This window comes from Saccharopolyspora sp. (genome assembly GCF_017434145.1).
Lineage (GTDB): Bacteria > Actinomycetota > Actinomycetes > Mycobacteriales > Pseudonocardiaceae > Saccharopolyspora_C > Saccharopolyspora_C galaxeae.
In genome coordinates this window covers 1-2,449 of record NZ_JAFRFW010000650.1, presented here as the reverse complement: position 1 = coordinate 2,449, position 2,449 = coordinate 1, and the positions used below count along the sequence as shown (strand labels likewise).

Genomic DNA, 2,449 nt, shown 5'->3' with positions numbered 1-2,449 from the left:
TGCCGCCGGTGCCGCGGGCGCGGCGGGCGGCGCGGGCGGTGCCATGCGCGCGCCGGAGCTGCTCACCCCCGAATCCCGTGCCGCCGGGTACAACTACTACTCGGACAGCTCTTATTCGGACGGCGGGCGCTACGACGACTACGACGACTTCGACGACGGGTATTCGGATGGCGCCTACGCGGACGGCCCGTACGACGACGATCCGGACGGTCTCTTCCCGGACGACGAGATGAGCGCCAGCAAGGCCAAGCGCAAGGTGATCTGGCGCCGGATACGCCGCGGCTGCTACGTGGCCGCGGCCGCGATGCTGCTGCTTGGCATCGGCACCTTCGCCTGGGGCTACACCATGTGGGAGGTCCCGAACCCGGAGAAGATCGCCAGTGAGACCCAGCAGACCATCACGATCAATTACGCCAACGGCCAAGAGATGACCCGCGTGGAGCCCGAGGGCGGCGGGACGACGATGATCCGCGACCTGCGCAAAGAAGTGGCGAAACCGATGCTCGACGCCACCGTCGCGGCCGAGGACGCGTCCTTCTACAGCAACCCCGGGTTCTCCATCAGGGGGATCGCCGGCGCGGTGTTCAACCAGTTCGTCGGTGGCCAGGGCGGCGGTTCCACGCTGACTCAGCAGTACGTCAAGCTCGCGCTGGACCAGGACGAGTACTCGATCACGCGCAAGGTGAAGGAAGTCGTCATCGCCTACAAGGTGACGAACCAGCAGAGCAAGGACGACATCCTCAAGGCTTACATGAACACCGCCTACTACGGGCGGGGCGCGCGGGGCATCCACGACGCTGCTGAGGCGTACTTCGGCAAGCTGCCCTCGGAGCTCAATCCGAGTGAGGCCGCAGTGCTCGCCGGCATGGTGCAGCGCCCTTACGACAACGACCCGCGCGCGGACAAGGAACAGGCGCAGAGCCGCTGGGAGTACGTGGCCGGGCAGATGCTGGCGAACAAGTTCGTCAGCAAGGCCGAACGCGACGCGATGCAATTGCCCGAGACCCGTCCGCGCGACGCGTGGACCAGCAAGGGCGACGGCAGCTCCCACCTGCACGTCCGCAAGCAGGTCCTCGCGGAGCTCGAACGGGAGGGTTACGACCAGCAGGCGCTGTCCCTCGGCGGCTACACGATCACCACGAACATCGATCCCAACGCGCAGCGGGCCGCGGAGGAAGCCGTCCAGCGCACCTTGCAGGGCCAGCCCCAGAACCTGCACACCACGCTCGCAGCGGTCGAGCCGAAGACCGGCAACGTGCGCGCCTACTACGGCGGCGGTGACAACGTCTTCTTCGACTACGCCGGTTCGCCGCAGCCGCCGGGTTCGTCGTTCAAGCCGTTCGTCGCGGCCGCGGGCCTGAAGAAGGGCTACGGCCTGGGCGAGACCTACGACGGCAGCAACAACCAGATGATCGCCGGTACGAAGTTCTCCAACGCCGAAGGCTCGACCTGCGATGACCCCAAGAACTGCGGCGTCCGCGAAGCGATGAACGAGTCGGTGAACACCGTGTTCGTCAACATGGCGGTGCGGTTCGGACCGCCCTCGGTCCGCGAAGCCGCGATCGACGCGGGCATCCCGGCCCAGTTCAGCGGCAAGCCGAGCCTGCAGAACGCGGACGGCACCATCGACTCCGGTATCGCGCTGGGTGCCTACCCGGTGCGCACCATCGACATGGCCTCCGCATATGGCACCTTCGCCAACGACGGCAAACGGGTGCAGCCGAGGTTCGTGCAGAAGGTCGAGAACTCCGTGAAGTCGGAGACCTTCTCGTCCCCGCCGCCGCAGCCCGCGTTCGACAAGGACGGCGAGAAGTCCAAGAACATCGCCGCGAACGTCATCGAGTCGATGCTCGGGGTGGCCGAGCACTCCAAGCTGCCGCTGGACCGCAACCGGCCGGTGGCGTCGAAGACCGGTACCCACCAGTTCGCCGAGACCGGTGACAACCAGAACGCGTGGATGATCGGCACCACGCCGCAGTTGTCCACCGCGGTCGGGATGCTCGCGGACGAGAACGGCAAGCCCGTTGCGGTGCGGGACAAGACCGGCAAGTCGTTCTACGGCAGCGGACTGCCAGGTGACGTCTGGCAGGAGTTCATGAACGCCTACCACAAGAACCTGCCGGTGGAGCAGTTCCCGAAGCCGACGCCGATCGGCCAGTACCAGGTGAAGCCGCCGCCACCGCCGCCGGCGCCGTCCACCACGGCACCGCCGCCGACCACGTCCTCGTTGCCGCCGACCACGTCTTCGCTGCCGCCCACGAGCAGCGAGAGCGAGACGTCGGAGAGCGAGACCGAGTCGTCGCGGCCCGGTCCCGGCTCCGGCTGCGGCCTGTTCGGCTGCCCCGGTGGCGGGAACGACAGCCCGGGCGGCGACGACGGCGGCGCGGGGATGCCGAACGGCGTGGCCCCGACCCGGGGACGCGACGGCGAATGAACCGTCGATCCGCAC

General features: G+C 67.8%; 1 protein-coding gene. It reads left to right on the top strand.

Features of this window, described 5'->3' with window-relative positions:
* A partial coding sequence (locus IJH84_RS17785) for a transglycosylase domain-containing protein (RefSeq protein WP_295146465.1) occupies positions 1–2,434 on the top strand: 2,434 nt, incomplete at its 5' end.
* Between the last annotated feature and the right edge of the window lie 15 nt (positions 2,435–2,449).